This window comes from Phaeocystidibacter marisrubri (assembly GCF_008933165.1).
Lineage (GTDB): Bacteria > Bacteroidota > Bacteroidia > Flavobacteriales > Schleiferiaceae > Phaeocystidibacter > Phaeocystidibacter marisrubri.
The window spans coordinates 1035847-1052790 of sequence record NZ_WBVQ01000001.1 but is presented as its reverse complement, the minus strand read 5'-3'; the positions used below and the strand labels follow the sequence as shown (position 1 = coordinate 1052790).

19 protein-coding genes are annotated in these 16944 nt (G+C 43.7%); 13 read left to right on the top strand and 6 right to left on the bottom strand.

Annotation, left to right across the window (positions count from 1 at the left end; translation table 11 throughout):
• The first annotated feature begins 4 nt into the window (after window positions 1-4).
• Window positions 5-382: a helix-turn-helix domain-containing protein gene (locus F8C82_RS04745; RefSeq protein ID WP_151692403.1), complete on the top strand. Its 378-nt coding sequence runs from the start codon at window positions 5-7 to the stop codon at window positions 380-382.
• Here F8C82_RS04745 and F8C82_RS04740 read toward each other — a convergent pair.
• Window positions 375-2108: a M14 family metallopeptidase gene (locus F8C82_RS04740; protein WP_151692402.1), complete on the bottom strand. Its 1734-nt coding sequence runs from the start codon at window positions 2106-2108 to the stop codon at window positions 375-377. The two genes, F8C82_RS04745 and F8C82_RS04740, sit on opposite strands and share 8 nt — an antisense overlap.
• 29 nt (window positions 2109-2137) lie before the next feature.
• Here F8C82_RS04740 and F8C82_RS04735 point away from each other — a divergent pair, with 29 nt between their 5' ends.
• From F8C82_RS04735 to F8C82_RS04705, 7 genes are all read left to right on the top strand, one after another.
• Window positions 2138-2608, top strand: a complete 471-nt coding sequence (locus F8C82_RS04735; RefSeq protein WP_151692401.1) for an SRPBCC family protein — start codon at window positions 2138-2140, stop codon at window positions 2606-2608.
• Window positions 2605-3201, top strand: coding sequence for a DUF429 domain-containing protein (locus tag F8C82_RS04730; protein WP_151692400.1), 597 nt, complete (start codon window positions 2605-2607; stop codon window positions 3199-3201). Before F8C82_RS04735 ends, F8C82_RS04730 begins: the two co-directional genes overlap by 4 nt.
• A complete protein-coding gene (locus F8C82_RS04725; protein WP_151692399.1) occupies window positions 3198-3623 on the top strand; it encodes a DUF2452 domain-containing protein in 426 nt (141 codons plus the stop codon). Before F8C82_RS04730 ends, F8C82_RS04725 begins: the two co-directional genes overlap by 4 nt.
• A 65-nt stretch (window positions 3624-3688) precedes the next feature.
• Window positions 3689-4345: a TetR/AcrR family transcriptional regulator gene (locus F8C82_RS04720; protein WP_151692398.1), complete on the top strand. Its 657-nt coding sequence runs from the start codon at window positions 3689-3691 to the stop codon at window positions 4343-4345.
• Complete coding sequence (locus F8C82_RS04715) at window positions 4342-5640, top strand: ABC1 kinase family protein (RefSeq protein ID WP_151692397.1); 1299 nt, start codon at window positions 4342-4344, stop codon at window positions 5638-5640. Before F8C82_RS04720 ends, F8C82_RS04715 begins: the two co-directional genes overlap by 4 nt.
• Window positions 5640-6164: an NUDIX hydrolase gene (locus tag F8C82_RS04710; RefSeq protein WP_151692919.1), complete on the top strand. Its 525-nt coding sequence runs from the start codon at window positions 5640-5642 to the stop codon at window positions 6162-6164. Before F8C82_RS04715 ends, F8C82_RS04710 begins: the two co-directional genes overlap by 1 nt.
• 3 nt (window positions 6165-6167) lie before the next feature.
• Window positions 6168-6836: an alpha/beta hydrolase gene (locus F8C82_RS04705; protein WP_151692396.1), complete on the top strand. Its 669-nt coding sequence runs from the start codon at window positions 6168-6170 to the stop codon at window positions 6834-6836.
• Here the strand turns inward: F8C82_RS04705 and pnuC are convergent.
• Both pnuC and sucC read right to left on the bottom strand, forming a co-directional pair.
• Window positions 6801-7418, bottom strand: coding sequence for a nicotinamide riboside transporter PnuC (pnuC, locus tag F8C82_RS04700; protein WP_151692395.1), 618 nt, complete (start codon window positions 7416-7418; stop codon window positions 6801-6803). The genes F8C82_RS04705 and pnuC overlap by 36 nt on opposite strands.
• A gap of 274 nt (window positions 7419-7692) precedes the next feature.
• The gene (sucC, locus tag F8C82_RS04695; protein ID WP_151692394.1) at window positions 7693-8883 is read right to left on the bottom strand and encodes an ADP-forming succinate--CoA ligase subunit beta; all 1191 of its coding nucleotides are present in this window, start codon (window positions 8881-8883) and stop codon (window positions 7693-7695) included.
• Window positions 8884-9010: 127 nt separating this feature from the next.
• Between sucC and F8C82_RS04690 the strand changes: the two genes are divergently transcribed.
• From F8C82_RS04690 to F8C82_RS04675, 4 genes are read left to right on the top strand one after another with little or no spacing between them, the layout of a single operon-like run.
• Entirely contained in the window at window positions 9011-11404 is a 2394-nt protein-coding gene (locus tag F8C82_RS04690) for a DUF5916 domain-containing protein (RefSeq protein WP_151692393.1), read from the top strand.
• A gap of 8 nt (window positions 11405-11412) precedes the next feature.
• Window positions 11413-12066, top strand: a complete 654-nt coding sequence (locus F8C82_RS04685) for an ABC transporter ATP-binding protein (protein ID WP_151692918.1) — start codon at window positions 11413-11415, stop codon at window positions 12064-12066.
• The gene (locus F8C82_RS04680) at window positions 12063-12836 is read left to right on the top strand and encodes a TIGR02757 family protein (RefSeq protein WP_151692392.1); all 774 of its coding nucleotides are present in this window, start codon (window positions 12063-12065) and stop codon (window positions 12834-12836) included. The genes F8C82_RS04685 and F8C82_RS04680 overlap by 4 nt, the downstream gene beginning before the upstream one ends.
• 25 nt (window positions 12837-12861) lie before the next feature.
• On the top strand, window positions 12862-13419 hold the full coding sequence (locus F8C82_RS04675) for an HdeD family acid-resistance protein (RefSeq protein WP_151692391.1): 558 nt from the start codon (window positions 12862-12864) through the stop codon (window positions 13417-13419).
• Here the strand turns inward: F8C82_RS04675 and F8C82_RS04670 are convergent, their stop codons facing one another.
• From F8C82_RS04670 to F8C82_RS04660, 3 genes are read right to left on the bottom strand one after another with little or no spacing between them, the layout of a single operon-like run.
• Complete coding sequence (locus tag F8C82_RS04670; protein WP_151692390.1) at window positions 13420-14064, bottom strand: NAD(P)H-binding protein; 645 nt, start codon at window positions 14062-14064, stop codon at window positions 13420-13422.
• Window positions 14045-14482 (bottom strand): hypothetical protein, encoded by a 438-nt coding sequence (locus tag F8C82_RS04665; protein ID WP_151692389.1) that lies wholly within the window; start codon window positions 14480-14482, stop codon window positions 14045-14047. The genes F8C82_RS04670 and F8C82_RS04665 overlap by 20 nt, the downstream gene beginning before the upstream one ends.
• Window positions 14448-15212, bottom strand: a complete 765-nt coding sequence (locus F8C82_RS04660; protein WP_151692388.1) for a rhomboid family intramembrane serine protease — start codon at window positions 15210-15212, stop codon at window positions 14448-14450. Before F8C82_RS04660 ends, F8C82_RS04665 begins: the two co-directional genes overlap by 35 nt.
• 75 nt (window positions 15213-15287) lie before the next feature.
• Between F8C82_RS04660 and F8C82_RS04655 the strand changes: the two genes are divergently transcribed.
• Entirely contained in the window at window positions 15288-16568 is a 1281-nt protein-coding gene (locus F8C82_RS04655; RefSeq protein WP_151692387.1) for a replication-associated recombination protein A, read from the top strand.
• Window positions 16569-16944 lie beyond the last annotated feature (376 nt).

Below are 16944 nucleotides of genomic sequence, written 5' to 3'. Positions count from 1 at the left end.
AAGCATGGAAGATATTACCAAACGTATAACAGAGATCATTTCTAAACGGAAATTGAGCAACGGGGCCTTTGCCGACAAGATTGGAATCAAGCGTCCCATTATTAGTCACATCTTATCGGGACGAAATAAGCCTAGTTTACACGTGGTACTTCAGATTCTTGACGCTTTTCCAGAGATAGACCCATCTTGGCTTCTTTTAGGCAAATCTCAGAAGGTTGAAAATCCTCCTATTCCACAGGAACCCCTTGAAAAAACAGGTGCTCCAGAGCTTCCTTTCACTGAAACAAAATCTGAAGAGATTTCTGAAAAAGATGATAGCCTCCCTTCTACCCTACTATTAATAGAAGGAAACGAGTTCCGTATCATTAAGAAATCTAATTGACCGACTTGAAATAAGGTAGTCGCATGTATTCCGGTTCAAACCATTCTGATTGTTGGTATATCCAATACAATTGAGCTGAAGGGTTTTGAGCGAATTCATCACTTCCTTCTTTCATCGCCTCAAATCGGGCCTTGAGATCGGGATATCTCTGTAGTAGTTCTTCAGCTGTATCTTCAAAGACATAGGAACTGTAGTGCTCCTTTTGTTGAAAATACGTGGCAAACATATTCCACTTCACAAAACTGCTAGAAGCCATCGGCTCCAAACACTCAACCACATATCTTCCCATCCTTTGTTGTGTTGAAATTCGATAACACATTAGCTTTGAATATGTTCCAATCAAAATTTCATCTTCTACCACTTGCAAATCTCTAAGCATAACATGCCCTTCGTACGGCCGATCTGCTAAATGATACGCTTCAATGTTAAAACTAACTACGTATTCAGGTACCCTTGACGGTCGAGTAAATGTTACCGTATCCATCTCCACCCCGGCTGCTATAAAGCGATCAACGATATCGTGCTGACCAAAAGGGATATAGTAATACTGAGGAACTCGTACGGTTTCAACTTCAATGAGTCGGTTGTAATAAGGCAACTCCACCTCTTCTACCTCCTCACTGTACTTCAATCGCTCGCCTGTCGTAACCGCACTGGATACCACATCAGCTTTAAAAGATTGAAAATCAAGTAAAGAGTGCTGACTACTATCTATTTCCCATCGAATCGTGTAGGAATCTAACGAAGCGTTTCGATACTGCAACTTGGCTGCTCGGATCTGACTTCCCTTTTCACGTCCAAGATCTAAAACTCCTTCCAAGAAAGCTGTAGTAGCTCTCACGCGCACTTCATAAGGCTTTAACATGTGTGCTTCTGTCACAAAAGCAACAGCGCCACAGAGAGCCGCGTATCCTGTGGTATACATAGCACCTTCTTCAAACATGGCAAATCCTGCATTGGGAGTTCTCCCAAAGACATTCACGTAAGGAGACATCAACACATCCCTTTCCTCCATTTCATTGAACATGAAGGCTTCAGCTTCAAAAACTAAATCGCGCATGGGAGCAGGATACTTCTGCCAAGGACTCGTGATCAAAGTCATTTCATACGGGTAATCTGCACCATTGGTTGAATGCGTATCTACAAATATTTCGGGATCAAATCGCTTGAATAGCTCATAGAGTGCATACGTGTTCCTAGTGTCGGCCTTAATCAGGTCTCTGTTCAAATCGTAATTTCTGGCATTCCCCCTAAAGCCCTGATTAATAGGGCCATTTTGATTAGCTCTTGTATAAGGCCTTCTGTTCATAGCTCCTCCAATATTGTACATCGGTATCACCACTAGCATAGTCTTTTCATCTATGGATGGATCAGCAAGCATTGCATTAAGCCAATGTAGAGAGGCGTCTACTCCACAACTTTCTCCCGGATGAATGCCATTATTCACAGCAATCACCCATTTCGATTGACGCAAGGAATCAATGTTTTCCGGAGTTGTGGTTTCACTCGTCACAACCAAAGCGTGTATCGGAAGTCCGTAATCCGATTCACCTAAAACGATGAGAGCCGCATTGTCACTAGCTTCATCCAGTTTCTTATAAGCGTCGATTAACTCTGGGTAGGTATACGTTTGATTATCTTCATGACGCATCTCTAAATCCAGCAATTGGCCAAAGGAGATTTGAGTTGCAACAAGAGACAACAACAATGTGAACTTTACACGCATGACTTGTGTTCTTTTTTAAAAACCACGAAATGTACACATTGCGCACTACACAGCGAATTCCAATTTCATTAGATGAGGCCTGGGCGTATTTTTCATCACCGGGAAATTTAAATGAAATCACACCTGATGACATGGGGTTTCACATTCTCGGTGAAGTTCCTGAGAAGATGTATCAGGGCATGTTTATCAATTACAAAGTGACGCCATTACTCGGAATAAAAATGGATTGGACAACCGAAATTACGCATGTAGTTAATCGGTCGTTTTTTGTTGATGAACAGCGTGTAGGCCCTTATAAAATCTGGCATCATGAACACCATTTCAAAGAAATTGAGGGAGGTGTCGAGATGACCGACATCGTCAGTTATGCCCTACCTTTTGGATGGATTGGTAAACTCGCACATCCACTTTTGGTAAAGCGAAAATTGAATAGCATCTTCGAATTTAGATTCGCAGCCGTTGAACGTATCTTCGGCACCTTTAAAGACTCTATGGCATGAGTGAAGTGTTATTCGGAATTGATTTTGGCAGCAAGCTCGCAGGCACAACTGTAATTTCCATTTTTAAAAATGGGAGCATCTACTTTTTGGATGTAGATGATGGTGTAGATGCGGACGATTTCATCCTCAAAGCTGCGGATCACTTCAAACCCAATTGCGTTTTTATTGATGCCCCTCTCTCATTGCCCGGAAAATACCGCGGATGTTTAGGACTCGATGACTACATGTTCAGAAGAGCAGATAAAGAGTTGAAGGCTATGAGTCCTATGTTTTTAGGTGGATTAACCGCTCGTGCCATCCGACTGAAAGACCTACTTGAAGAAATGGAAATCGAAGTGATGGAGACCTATCCGAAAATTCTAGCAACTCGGTACGACCTACAAAATCTGGGATATAAAGCAAACTCCACCCAATTGAATGTGTGTCGTTCTAAGCTTCAAGATGCACTCAATCCCAATATTAACATGGATTGTAGCGATATCAAAACATGGCATCACCTAGACTCCTTGCTGGCATTGATGTCGGCCATGAACTACAAGAGCGGCACTGCGGAGATTTATGGCGATGAACGTGAAGGTCTTATCATTGTATGAGCAAGCAAAACCCCATAGATCCTGACAAGATCACAGATTCTCCTTCCAATTTACCGTATGCGCACACGGTAGGTGGAGCCAAGATTACCGTCCCCGATTTGAACAGAAATCGGTCGAGAGCTCTTGAAGCCATGGATCATCAGACGGATCAACAGCTCGAGCAAATTCGTCAGCAAATGGAGCTTCTTGCGCATCAAGCTAAAGCCATTCAGGAGCGCAGAGAATTGAGCGAAATGATCTACGCGGCTCACATTCCTTTCAAGCCCGAAATCAACCACATCTACCATCTTTATCAAAAGGCAGATGAAACCTATGTACTCTCCATGATTGGCCCCAACGAATGGTCCTCTGGAATGAAGTACGACGCCTTTGTTTACACCGTGAGATTGCTGGCAGATCACACCTGGGATATCCTGAAATAGTCAAAGTTATGTGAAAGCGCAACATTGAGCGTCTCTAGTTGTTTAACCTAGTAAATCAATGTATTATGCCTACCTCTACATCCAACAAGAGCAAGGTGACAAAAACCACTTTGCTTGACGCTTATGTTCGAGAATATTGCCTGACTGGACATCGTCCACCTTCCATCTATGCCTTCTGTGATGCTATGGAAATTTCAGAAGGTGACTTTTATAACTTCTTCACTTCATTCGACCAACTGGAAGCATCCATTTGGAAGGATGCCTTCGACCATGCCTATCATCGTGTCAATAACGATGACGAACTAGCCGAATTGAGTGTCCGCGACAAGTATCTAACGTTTGCGTTTGCTTGGGTTGAAGTGCTAAAAGAGCGTCGATCGTTCTACGTTCTCAGCTTCAAACACCAATGGACTCCCTTCCCTGAAAGTGCATTAAAGGAGCTTAGATCACATGCTAAAAAGAGCTTTGGCAACTGGATTGAAGAAGGAAGCTCAAATGGAGAAATTGAGAGAAGATTCAAGGTTTCTGATCACTACGATGAGGCTCTTTGGATCAACCTCCTGTTTATCACTGGATTTTGGATGAAAGACGATAGTGTTGGATTTGAAAAGACAGACGCAGCCATTGAAAAGAGTGTGAACCTTGGTTTCGATTTGCTGAACAAAGGTTCACTCGACTCCGCACTGGATTTAGGTAAATTTCTATTTCAGAATTTCAGATGAAAGAACAAGATAAGATTCCCACCTCCAGAGGTGCAAGAACAGGTCGTTTTATAAAGACCGGTGCCCAAATTGGAGGAAATTACCTCAAACACTACGCAAAGAAACTAGTCAATTCAGAAGCTTCAGATGAAGACTTGCACAAAGCGAATGCGCAAGACATTTATGGCGCTTTAAGTGAGCTAAAAGGTTCCGCTTTAAAAGTGGCTCAAATGATGAGTATGGATCAGGGAATCTTGCCTGAAGCGTATACGAATCAATTTTCCTTAGCGCAATACAGCGCTCCCCCTCTTTCCTATCCCCTTGTCGTTCGCACCTTTCAAAAGGCCTTTCAAAAATCTCCGACGGATGTATTCGACACCTTCTCAAAGAGTGCGATAAGCGCTGCTAGTATGGGGCAAGTTCATCGCGCCGAACTGGATGGAAAACTCTTAGCTGTCAAAATTCAATATCCTGGTGTTCAAGATAGCTTAGAATCTGACATGCGTATTGTAAAACCCATGGCTGCTCGATTGTTTCAGTTGAACAACTCGGATATCGATCACTATTTAGAAGAAGTGGCTGGACGCATGAAGGAAGAGTGCGACTACAGTTTAGAGCTCAAACGCAGTGTTGAAATTAGCAAAGCCTGTGCTCACATCAGTGGACTTACTTTTCCCACCTATTATCCCGAGTTGAGCTCAGATCGAATTCTCACCATGGATTGGATGGAAGGTGTTCACCTTAAAGAGTTTACGGAGTCAAATCCTTCCTATGAAGTTCGTCAAAAAGTAGGTCAGGCACTTTGGGACTTTTACGATTATCAGATCCATGAACTCAAATCGCTGCACGCCGACCCACACCCAGGAAATTTCCTCATTCGCGAAGATGGAACCGTAGGAGTGATTGATTTTGGGTGCGTGAAGAACCTTCCAGAAAAGTTCTACCATTCCTTCTTCAAGCTCACAGATGCTGAAATCTTGACCAATGACCAGAAGCTGGATGATGCCTTGCTAGAACTCGAATTCTACAATGAATCTGATGACCTTGAACTAAAGGAATTCATATCATCCACCATGCGAGAATTTTTGTCGCTTTTAGGACGTCCCTTTATGGAAGAAAAGTTTGATTTTGGCGATGAATCCTATATCAAAGCGGTCTTTGAATTGGGACAACGTTTTGGAAAAGACTCGAAGATTAGAAAAATCGGGGCTGGACGTGGACCAGCGGATGCCATCTATCTAAACCGAACTTATTTCGGACTTTACACACTTTTGAATAGATTAGGTGTTCAAGTTCGAACCTCTAGAAACAAGTGATGAACTACTGTCCTACTTGCGGATCAGACGCAATAGAATATAGAATTCCCGAAGGAGATCACCGCTCCAGAGCCGTCTGTTCTGATTGCAACTCCATCCATTACAGCAATCCACTCATGGTAGTGGGATGTTTAGTGGTGAATGATGGAAAGGTGCTATTAGCGCGGAGAGGAATTGAGCCTAGAATGGGTTTTTGGAACTTGCCCTGTGGTTTTATGGAGAATGATGAAACCACGGAAGTAGGCGCTCTTCGGGAGGTGTTAGAAGAAACAGGGTTAGAAGTAGAAATACAGCATTTGCATTCAGTTTACAGTGTGGTCCCGGCCAACCAAGTTTACCTTATTTATAAAGCCATAACTGACCGCACCGACTACAAGCTAACACCTGAAAGTACTGAGATTAACTTCTTTAGTCCTGATGAAATTCCTTGGGATGAAATTGCCTTTACGGCAAACATGCATGCATTGAAGGCTTTTGTTGAAAATCCCGAATCAACTAACGTACATTTGGGCTCTCATATTTGATTTATGTCAGCACCCCTACCCCTTCATTGCGTCAGCGTTCCTCCTACCCATCCTGCGGAAAATGGCAAATCACCAGTCGTTCTGTTGTTACACGGCTACGGTAGTCACGAAAACGATCTATTCTCGTTTGCAAATGACTTGAGAAGAACACATTACGTCATCTCACTTCGTGCTCCACTACGCTTGGGTTTTGGTGGGTTTGCATGGTATGAAATCAACTGGAACGAGAGCGGTGAAAAATGGACTGATGTAGAGGCTGGGTTGAACAGTCTTAAATTATTGGAGAGTTTCATTGATCAATTAGAAGATCACTTCCCCGTTGATTCCAACGCTATCACTTTAATGGGGTTCTCACAGGGTGCCATTATGAGTTATGCCTACAGTTTTCGTCATCCAGAGAAACTCAAAGCCGTCGTGGCTATGTCCGGTTATATCGTTTCGGAATTGATGCCTAAACAAGCCGTGATGCAGCTCGTTCAGAAAACGCCTTTTTACATCACACATGGTACGGAAGACGCGGTCATCCCAGTATCGTGGGCTAAACAGGGTGTTGATTATCTCGAGAAACTGAAAATAAATCACGTTTTCAAGACCTACCCTATGCCCCACGGGATCAGTCCAGAGGCCTATGCAGAATTAAAAGCCTGGCTCGTCGAGAATTTGGGTATCTGAAAAAGATGAAGTTGCTATCATTGCCTTCCTCCAGCTATAGTATCCATAGAAGCTCATCGCAGTATATACCACAGAGAGTCCACTGTAGAGAATCAATCCTCTATCAGCATATAGCCAAATGCTAAACCCATTAATGGCTATCCAATAAAACCAACCTGTAAGCACACGTCTTGCCTCTAAGAATGAGGCAACAAAGGCGAAGCCCGTAGACAGAGCATCTTCAAAGGGTCTACTTGCATCTGTTTGAGAGCTAAAGAAGTAGCCCAATCCAAGTGTAGTCAGAATCCCAATGCTGATAGCACTGATGTGCTGCATCACCTTCCAGCGAATCGGTTGAATTTGGTTCGAAGAGTCAGAATTTCCTGCCCACTTCACCCATCCATAAATTCCAATTAGGACATAGAAGAAAAATAGGATAGCCTCGGAATACAGTTGAGAATTGAGAAAAATGAAGATGCTCAAACCCGATCCGAGAATCCCCATTGGCCAGCAATAAACCGATCGTTTAATGAGCAAGATGAGATATGCTATGTTGAGGACAACCCCAGCAATCTCAATAGTATCGAGAGAAAAAAGCTCCATGGTCTTTTATTAGTGAGCCAAAGGTACATCTGAAGTAGAGTACAAAAAAATGAGGCTCCCACCGAGCGGTAGAAGCCTCACCAACCAAACTAACCTAACCAATCAACCTATGAAAACTACCCTAGATTGATATCCTTTCGGATATACTACTAACGTAGCTTCGGTGAAAATGGTTCTCATCTACATGCAAAAAAATCGTTAAGACTTTTAGCATGTTATAATTGAAGACGTGCAAGAGCCTAAACCCTTACACGTTTTAACTTTCAAGCTATTATTAACCTACTAGCTCCTTCACCAAATCAGCTGCTTCAACAAGCTGTACGGCAGAGTGAACCGCAAGACCACTCTCATCGATGAGCTTCTTCGCTTCTTCAGCGTTAGTTCCCTGAAGACGAACGATAATAGGCACTGGAATATCGCCGATGTTCTTATACGCATCAACAATACCCTGAGCAACGCGATCACAACGTACAATACCTCCGAAGATATTTACGAGGATGGCTTTAACATTCTTGTCTTGAAGAATGATGCGGAATGCTTTTTCTACACGAGCAGCATCAGCAGTACCACCTACGTCCAAGAAGTTTGCTGGGTTACCACCGGCCATCTTAATGATGTCCATAGTAGCCATTGCAAGACCAGCACCGTTCACCATACAGCCAACGTTTCCGTCAAGCTTAACGAAGTTGAGTCCAACTTCACCTGCTTCAACTTCCGTAGGATCTTCCTCTCTTAGGTCACGCATCTCAGCGATGTCTTTGTGACGGTAAAGTGCGTTATCATCAATAACGACCTTTGAATCAACTGCCAAAATCTTATCGTCAGAAGTCTTCAAGACAGGGTTGATTTCGAAAAGGGAAGCATCAATACCTTCGTACGCCTTGTAAAGCGACTTCACAAATACAACCATTTCTTTGAAGGCAGTACCTGTACAGCCCAAATTGAAAGCGATTTGACGCGCTTGGAAATCACCAAGACCAACCGCTGGATCGATCTCTTCAGTGAAAATCAAGTGAGGAGTCTTTTCAGCCACCTCTTCGATGTCCATACCACCTTCTGTAGAGTACATGATCATGTTGCGACCTTTTTGACGGTCGAGCAATACAGACATGTAGAACTCTTTTGTTTCGCTCTCACCAGGATAGTACACATCCTCGGCGATCAAAACTTGGTGAACCTTTTTACCCTCTGCAGAAGTCTGCGGAGTTACGAGGTTCATGCCAATAATATCATTTGCTCTCTCTCGAACTTCGTCTAGTGACTTAGCAAGCTTCACACCGCCGCCTTTACCGCGACCACCTGCGTGAACTTGTGCCTTAACTACCCACCATGACGTGCCGGTGTCTTCAGACAATTTCTTCGCTACTTCAACAGCCTCTTCTGGCGTCTGTGCCACCAAGCCGCGTTGAACGCGTACACCGTATCCGGCGAGAATTTCTTTACCTTGATATTCGTGGAGATTCATATTATGATTCGCTTTAGGTTGGCGCAAAAATAGGCCACGCCACCACAAAATCCTAGGCTAATGAGCCGTTATTTCCGTATTCTTTTTAGGAAATGTTGTCTCGTTCCAAAATCTATCTTTGCACCTAATGACAACAAGAACTCCCCTCCTGTGCTTCACGTTGTTCTGTGCCAACCTTCTCACAGCTCAAAGTGAACCAAAAGTGTATTCCATTGAACGTTGTTCTACTCCACCTGTCATTGATGGAAAGAGCAATGATGAGGTTTGGAATGATGCGGCTATAGCTACTAATTTCTTTATGCTCGAGCCTGAAAATGGCACTCCCGAGCGCAATGAGCGAAGAACTGAAGTTCAACTGGCATTTGACGATGATGCGATTTACGTCTTCGCACGAATGCACGATGAATCACCTGAACAAATTCTTCATCAATACTCTCCCAGAGATGTGTACAATGTGAATACCGATTACTTCGGAATTTTCATCAATCCGTTCAACGATGGCTTGAGTGATTTCAACTTTTACGTTACCGCTGCTGGAGTTCAATCCGATAGTAGAACGACCGACGATGGTGAGGACATCTCATGGAATACAGTTTGGAAAAGTGAGGTAAGTATCGATTCTCTCGGCTGGACGGTGGAGATGGAAATCCCCTATCAATGCCTGCGTTTTTCTGAAAAAGCCGTGAAAGATTGGGGACTGAATATGATGCGATATACGAGGAGAAATCGTCAGAATTACACGTGGAATTTCATTGATCGATCGGTAGCGACTTACGAGTTACAAACCGGACTATTGCGAGGCATGGAGAATATCAAACCTCCTGTCCGCCTGAGTCTTATGCCCTACTTCTCGGCCTATGAGAATGTTTACCCTTCTGGAGATCATGCGGAGTCGGTCAACTTTGGCGCCGATCTGAAATACGGAATTAACGAGAGCTTCACACTGGATGCTACGCTCATCCCCGACTTTGGTCAGGTGGCGTTTGACAAACAAGTTCTAAACCTTGGTCCTTTCGAAAATCAATACCAAGAGAATAGACAGTTTTTTGTGGAAGGAACAGATTTGTTTTCAAAGGGTAACATGTTCTATTCGAGACGAATTGGTGGTTCTCCTAAGAATATTACCAATGCCGACTTAAGTGATTTGTCGGATTTGACCCAAGATTACACACGCCTACTCAATGCCACCAAAATTTCAGGCAGAACGAGTGGAAACACTGGTATTGGATTTCTGAATGCCATCACAGATAATAACTACATCGAAGGCACCGACTCAACAGGAGAAGAGCTTCGAATCCTAACAGAGCCACTTACCAACTACAACGTGTTCGTGATTGATCAGCGAATCAACCGCAACCGATCAGTCAGCCTAGTGAATACGAACGTTATGCGAAATGGAGCTGCCAGAGATGCGAACGTTACAGGATTTATTGCTAACCTGAACAACAACAGCAATAGTTACAAGCTTTACGGAGAAGGGAAATACGCTCACATTGCTCAAGGCGATAGCACCATTGGCGATTATTCTACATATGTCGCTCTAAGCAAGATTAAGGGCAATTGGCGATGGAATATTGCCCAGCAATACGTAGGGGATGAATTTGACCAAAACGATCTAGGCTTCCAAGCACGCAACAACCGATTCGGCCATTCCGTTGAAGGATCTTATCAAATTTTTCAACCAACAGGATGGTTCAACCGCTATCGAATTACTGCTATTGCAACTCATTACATGCTCGCTAACCCGAGGGTTTATGAGAGTTTTGATGTGGAAGGTCACTTTTTCGGCATTACAAAACGGTTCTTTGCTTTCGGTCTTGATTTTGAATCTTCTCCTGTGGATAAAATCGACTACTTCGAAGCGCGCGTTCCGGACAGGAAGTTCATACGCCCACCGGGATATACTCATAGTGGTTGGATCAGCACAGATTACAGAAGACCCTTTGCCATTGACGCAAGCTTCACGTATTACCGCCAACCGGGATTCGACAACGAAATGTATTCGTTCAACATTGAGCCAATTGTTCGTGTAAATGACAAACTCAATTTCTCATATGAAATCACCCCTTCTTTCGAATCAAACAACACGGGTTGGAGTGGATTTATGGGGGATAGTGTAATCATTGGAGCAAGAGGTATTTGGACCGCTCAACAGAATCTCAAATTAAATTACATCTTCACTCCTAAGATGTCCTTATCCCTCAATTTTAGACATTATTGGAGAAGTTTGAGATACAATCAATACTATAACTTAGAAGAAGACGGAACGATTGAAGTCATCGCTGAAGATCTAGGCAACGATGTAAATTTCAACACGGTGAATGTCGATTTAAAGTTTTCTTGGTGGTATGCTCCAGGAAGTGAACTCGTACTGCTCTATCGCAGTTCTCTTATTGACTCCGATAACAACGTAAACTCTTCCTATGGTGAGAACTTCATTCAATCCATTGGAATGCCGAGTACACATATCTTCAGTATTCGATTGACCTACTTCTTGGACTACGCTATCTTCGCCTCATGACAAACACAATTCTATCCGCTCGAAACATCGTTAAGAGCTACGGTGATGTAAACGTTCTCAAGGGCGTTGATATTGATGTGTATTCTGGAGAAATAGTCAGTATTAGAGGAGCTTCTGGAGCGGGAAAAACAACGCTTCTTCAAATTATGGGCACCTTGGAACGTCCTGATTCTGGAAGTCTCATGTATGGCGACCACAAGGTTCATCAACTCAGAGATAAGGGTTTGAGTAATTTTAGAAATACTCATATCGGATTCGTGTTTCAATTCCACCACTTACTTCCTGAGTTCACCGCCTTAGAGAATGTATGTATGCCCGGCTTTATTGCAGGTAAACCCGATTCAGAAGTGAGAAAACGGGCGGGTGAATTGTTGAAAATATTGAACATTCATCACCGAATTGATCACAAGCCCAACGCCATGTCTGGCGGTGAACAGCAGCGTGTGGCTGTGGCTAGAGCACTGATCAATCAACCAGATATTGTGTTTGCCGATGAGCCTACTGGAAACCTGGATTCCGTGCATGCCGAAGAGATGCATGAACTCTTTCTTCGTCTTCGAAACGAATTCAACCAGAGCTTTGTGATTGTAACCCACAATCATGAATTAGCTGAACTTGCAGATCGCAAGTTGGAGATGATAGATGGTAAGATAATCCGATGATGTCGGAAAATATCAAAGAGATACTCGATGAATTGGTGGATCGATACAATCGTCCCAATTTTATCGAGGACGATCCCATCTCCATTCCACACTCTTTCACTCTTTCTCAGGATATTGAAATAGCGGGCTATCTCTCCGCTACCATTGCTTGGGGGCAAAGAAAAACCATTGTAAACAACGCCCACAAAATGATGGACATCATGGGTAATACTCCCTATGAGTTCACCATGAATGCATCACCTGCTGAACTGTCAGATCTTCGATTTGTACACCGTACTTTCAATGGAAATGACCTTGCATTTTTAATTTATGGTCTGCGTGATATCTATTTAGAGCACAAATCATTAGAGAAGGTCTTTCATCCAAGAAAGGGTGAAGACAATCTCTTTCCCGCTATTCAAAGATTTAGAGATCAACTGATCGGCACTCGCGAACCTGGCCGATCTGGAAAGCACATTGCGAACCCCAGCAAAGGAACCGCAGCGAAGCGGATTCACATGTACCTTAGATGGATGGTTCGAACCGACGACAGAGGGGTAGATTTTGGTCTTTGGAACTCCATCTCTCCGTCCTTGCTATCTTGTCCACTTGATGTCCATACAGGTGTTAATGCACGCGCTTTAGGGCTGCTCAACCGAAAACAAAACGACCGAAGAGCTGTAGAAGAACTGGATTTCTCACTTCGTTCGTTGGATGCTGAAGACCCTGTTAAATACGACTTTGCTCTTTTCGGAATGGGGGTAGATCCCTCTATGAAAGCATTGAAGTGAGGTAGTTTTAACGTATCTTTCCTCTATGCTACAAAAATTCTCTTCCTACTGGTGGTTCCTTACTTTGAGCGGGGTTCTCTTCTCAGCTCTTGGAGCTATGCTGTTATTCAGCAATGAATTTGGTCTATCTGATCTTCTCCACTACTTGGGCTTTGTCCTTGTGGGAATGGGGGTTTTCACAGGCATCATTAATTATGTGATGATGCGGAAGGAATCGCATTATGACTGGCGTTGGTTTGCCCTTGCAGCCGCTGAACTCGCCATGGGATTAATTATTCTATTCAATGATAATTGGGCCGAGAGTACCTTCATTCAAATGATAGGGGTCTGGAGCATTCTCATGGGCGCATACCTGATTTACACCGGATTAAAGAAAACCACAAAGTCGATTATTGTCACACTATCAGGCGTGATTTCTCTCGCCTTTGGAGGATTGATCTTCTTTGATCAAATGGAAGAAGGAAACCTTCACAAATTGGTAGGCTTGTATGCCGTGTTACTCGGTATTTTCGTCATCAACGGCTCACTAAAAATCCGAGCTTGGAAAGTAAATCACGAGGCGAAGGATACACTCAGTGAATAATCACTTTTCGTGAAACTCATCCGAAGTGAAGACGTGTTGATCGGACAAGTCTCCCGTATTTCGAATCATTTTCTGTGCTATCTGTTGAGGATACACTCCCTTCATCTTCTTTGGAAGAATAGCGTTCACCACCTTAAAGATGGATTTCGCCAACGCTTCTCCGCCTCTAGACTCGTCCCTTTCCCCCATTATTAGTGATGGTCGGTAGAAGTAAGCCTCATTAAAAGCACTTGCTACATCTCGTTCCATTTTCCCTTTGGTAGCATTGTAGAAAATGAAACTGTCGGGATTAGCTCCCATCGCTGAAACGACGTGCAAACTTCGAGCTTTTTCCTCCGATGCTTTCGTTGCAACGGCTACTGGAATGCCATAATCAATGCCAAAGTACACATCCTTGTTTGGCGTCTTTGCTTTGGTCGTCCCAATCGCTACGTACACATCCGACCCAGCAAATGGAATGGAAGAATGAGACAACTCACGTTGATTAGCAATCACAATTTGATGCACTGACTCACTAAAAATATCCGAAGGTCGTCGCACAACGGCATAAACCGTCACCCCCAGTTCATTCAATTGAGAAACCAATTCGCGCCCCACTACTCCAGTTGCTCCAAAAACAATCGCCTTACGGCTCGAGGTTTGCATAATTTATAGTTGAAAAGCGATATCCATCACTTGTTTCATACGTCTTTCGACTAAAGAAATCCCACACATAACTGGTGGCGAACAGCACCCCGGCCCATATCATTTCACTTTCAGTGAGAACCGGGCGATATCCATTTAAAAGAGAGTTTACGCCGTTCAACCCAACAATCCCACCCGCTGCAATCCTCTGAGCCACACCGATGGTCTTAAAAAAGGGTTTATAAATGCGAACAGCGGATATTTCTCTCAATTGAATTTCACCCCCTTCTATAAAGATAGAGGAATCGCCTACAGCCGTTAGATATCCCCGATAATAATCTTCCTCTCCATGAATGAGCACTCCAATTTCATGGGCGGTTTCAATTTTGACAATCTTTGCTACTTCACCTTGGATTACCAGGTATTGTTGTGCCTCCATCGTCACTGTCGTCAGGAGAAGAGTCATCAGGAGTATCAGTTTCATCTTTATCATCAACATAAATATAACGAACCTCAATGGGTTGAGTAATCTTCCATGCATCGCCAATCACGTCGGGAACATCTTCTTTCTCAAACTCGGGTTCAGGTTCTTTGACATGAGCATTATAGGGTGCTTTCGAATAGATAAATGCCATCACGATACCTGTCACCGCTCCGGCAAAATGACCTTCATAGGAAACGTGATTATCCAATGGAAACAGCCCCCACCAGAGTCCTCCATACAGGAAGATAATCAGCAAACTCAAGGACAACATATATCGATTTGCTCGAATCAAGCTACTCACGAATAGAAACGCAGCGAGTGAATAAATCGCGCCACTTGCTCCAATATGTATGGCATCTCTCGCTATGGCAAATGTTCCAATGGCTGGAAACAGTATGCTAAAGACCAATATTTTTAAAAAGATCGTAGGGAAATAATACCGCATGAGGGATAGCAATACGAACAAGCCAACCACATTGTTGAACAAATGCTCCCAAGATCCGTGCAGGAAAAAGAAGGTGATGACTCCAAAGACGCGATTTGAATCCCGTGGTCGTAAACCATGTTGAGACAGGTCAAGGTCAAAAATGACACCTATTGCGTGGATGGCAATGAGAGCAGCGACGACCAATCCTGGAAAAATGGTGTACGTCCAAAGTGGTTTTCTTTGTTCCAATGGATTCATGTTTGAAAACTAGCAAATGATTGTGTGAATCGAACAATCAATTCCTCCTAACTTTGACGTCAAAGCATAAGAAACATGACATCTCATACTCCCTTAGCAGAAAGAATGCGACCACAAGACATAGATAACTATGTTGGACAGAAGCATTTAGTTGGTAAAGGCGGTGCCCTTCGTCCAGCTCTTGAGCGCAAAGTGTTGCCGAGTATGATTTTGTGGGGACCTCCAGGTGTAGGTAAAACGACCCTTGCCTTCTTACTTGCTCGCACAGCAGATGTAGGATTTCACACCTTAAGTGCGGTAAGCGCTGGTGTTAAAGACGTTAGGGAAGTGATTCAAAGTGCGGAGAAAGCGACGATGTTCAGGACCACTCCCCCCGTTCTTTTTATTGATGAAATTCATCGGTTCAGCAAATCGCAACAAGACGCCCTCTTGGGAGCGGTTGAGCGAGGAACCATCACCTTAATTGGCGCTACAACGGAGAATCCGAGTTTTGAAGTGATTCCTGCACTATTATCGCGCACACAACTTTACGTTCTCAATTCTCTCAGTGAAGATGAACTGATAGAAATCGTTCAGCAAGCCATCGAAAAGGATGTGGAGCTATCTAAAAAATCCATTCAGTTGGAGAGCACTAAAGCTCTGCTTCGCTACTCGGGTGGCGATGCGAGAAAATTGTTAAATCAGTTAGAATGGCTGGTTGAGCGAGAATCTAGCTCGAAGGTGGTTATTAATGATGCCTATGTGGAATCGACGCTACAACAACGAGGAGCCCGATATGACAAAGCTGGGGAACAACACTACGATATCATTTCAGCCTTCATCAAATCCATTCGGGGCAGCGACCCCAATGGTGCGGTTTACTGGCTAGGTAGAATGATTGAGGGTGGTGAAGATCCGAAGTTCATCGCACGTAGACTTCTGATCAGTGCTTCTGAAGATATTGGTTTAGCCAATCCCACCGCATTAATCATGGCAACGAACACCTTTATGGCCGTTGAGCGTATCGGGATGCCAGAGGGACGAATTCCACTTTCGCAATGCGCCATCTATTTAGCCACTAGCCCGAAGAGCAATGCCTCGTACATGGCTATTAACAAAGTCCTGAGCGAAATCAAACAAAGCGGCGACCTGTCAGTACCACTTCACTTGAGGAACGCTCCTACAAAGACCATGAAAGACTTGGGCTATGGAGCCGGTTATAACTACAGCCATGATAATCCAGGTAATTTCGCAGATCAAGCTTATTTACCAGATGAGTTGGATGGTACACGATTCTTTGAACCAGGAGAAAGTGAGCGAGAAAAGCAATTGCGGCTCTTTATGGAACGCAGGTGGAAAAAGAGATACGGATACTAAACCTGTAATAACTCGAAGTCCATATCCTTCAGGGACTTCAAACGGATACAACCGTTTACAGCTGGCTTCGTGTGTCGCAAATCGATAGATTGGCATCACGGGGAGGTGGGCAAATTTTAATCCCACTAACCAATTCCAACAATTCCATCACTCATTTCACAAAGACTTTTTGCGGACATCTATCCACTCAATGAATACTCTAGCTTTCCGACTAACTACTTGGAGTAAATATCACGTTGTGCCCTCATTTAGTCCACAAGACAAAGCCTCTACCCCTAGCTCGATCATGCTCGGTTTGATCAATGAAGGTGGGAATTGTTGGTCAACACAAACAAAAAAGCCTCCCAAAAGGGAGGCTTTCTCTCTAAGAAGCACT

Excerpts from the sequence above, each read along its gene's own strand:
- F8C82_RS04745 (WP_151692403.1), top strand. The coding sequence starts at position 5 with ATGGAAGATATTACCAAACGTATAACAGAGATCATTTCTAAACGGAAA.
- F8C82_RS04740 (WP_151692402.1), bottom strand. The coding sequence starts at position 2,108 with ATGCGTGTAAAGTTCACATTGTTGTTGTCTCTTGTTGCAACTCAAATC.
- F8C82_RS04735 (WP_151692401.1), top strand. The coding sequence starts at position 2,138 with ATGTACACATTGCGCACTACACAGCGAATTCCAATTTCATTAGATGAG.
- F8C82_RS04730 (WP_151692400.1), top strand. The coding sequence starts at position 2,605 with ATGAGTGAAGTGTTATTCGGAATTGATTTTGGCAGCAAGCTCGCAGGC.
- F8C82_RS04725 (WP_151692399.1), top strand. The coding sequence starts at position 3,198 with ATGAGCAAGCAAAACCCCATAGATCCTGACAAGATCACAGATTCTCCT.
- F8C82_RS04720 (WP_151692398.1), top strand. The coding sequence starts at position 3,689 with ATGCCTACCTCTACATCCAACAAGAGCAAGGTGACAAAAACCACTTTG.
- F8C82_RS04715 (WP_151692397.1), top strand. The coding sequence starts at position 4,342 with ATGAAAGAACAAGATAAGATTCCCACCTCCAGAGGTGCAAGAACAGGT.
- F8C82_RS04710 (WP_151692919.1), top strand. The coding sequence starts at position 5,640 with ATGAACTACTGTCCTACTTGCGGATCAGACGCAATAGAATATAGAATT.
- F8C82_RS04705 (WP_151692396.1), top strand. The coding sequence starts at position 6,168 with ATGTCAGCACCCCTACCCCTTCATTGCGTCAGCGTTCCTCCTACCCAT.
- pnuC (WP_151692395.1), bottom strand. The coding sequence starts at position 7,418 with ATGGAGCTTTTTTCTCTCGATACTATTGAGATTGCTGGGGTTGTCCTC.
- sucC (WP_151692394.1), bottom strand. The coding sequence starts at position 8,883 with ATGAATCTCCACGAATATCAAGGTAAAGAAATTCTCGCCGGATACGGT.
- F8C82_RS04690 (WP_151692393.1), top strand. The coding sequence starts at position 9,011 with ATGACAACAAGAACTCCCCTCCTGTGCTTCACGTTGTTCTGTGCCAAC.
- F8C82_RS04680 (WP_151692392.1), top strand. The coding sequence starts at position 12,063 with ATGATGTCGGAAAATATCAAAGAGATACTCGATGAATTGGTGGATCGA.
- F8C82_RS04675 (WP_151692391.1), top strand. The coding sequence starts at position 12,862 with ATGCTACAAAAATTCTCTTCCTACTGGTGGTTCCTTACTTTGAGCGGG.
- F8C82_RS04670 (WP_151692390.1), bottom strand. The coding sequence starts at position 14,064 with ATGCAAACCTCGAGCCGTAAGGCGATTGTTTTTGGAGCAACTGGAGTA.
- F8C82_RS04665 (WP_151692389.1), bottom strand. The coding sequence starts at position 14,482 with ATGGAGGCACAACAATACCTGGTAATCCAAGGTGAAGTAGCAAAGATT.
- F8C82_RS04660 (WP_151692388.1), bottom strand. The coding sequence starts at position 15,212 with ATGAATCCATTGGAACAAAGAAAACCACTTTGGACGTACACCATTTTT.
- F8C82_RS04655 (WP_151692387.1), top strand. The coding sequence starts at position 15,288 with ATGACATCTCATACTCCCTTAGCAGAAAGAATGCGACCACAAGACATA.